This is a genomic window from Bacillus sp. SIMBA_074 (assembly GCF_046534555.1).
GTDB lineage: Bacteria > Bacillota > Bacilli > Bacillales > Bacillaceae_G > Bacillus_A > Bacillus_A mycoides.
On record NZ_JAWRYM010000634.1, the window covers coordinates 1 to 266 of the forward strand.

A 266-nucleotide genomic window follows, 5' to 3' on the forward strand; every position below is an offset into this window, starting at 1 on the left:
CGAGATAGGAGCGACAAAAAAACTGCCCTTTTACAGGCAGTTTTTCAGATTACTTGGTTACTTTTCATGGAAAACTCGGCGGTTTTAACAGTGGATATGGATAGCCACTCACGCCAATCTCCCTCCCTTGGCTACGACAGCTCCGTTTTTCACTACCGTATCAACATGATTGATGCCATAGCGATATTGCAGCGTCATAAAGTCAGGTACATCAAAGATCGTGACATCAGCTTTTTTACCTGCTTCAATACTGCCGATTTCGTGGG

At 44.4% G+C, this 266-nt stretch carries 1 pseudogene; it reads right to left on the bottom strand.

From position 1 onward, the window contains the following. Positions 1–108: 108 nt before the first annotated feature. Positions 109–266: pseudogene (locus tag SB773_RS32290) on the bottom strand (imidazolonepropionase); the annotation flags it as partial.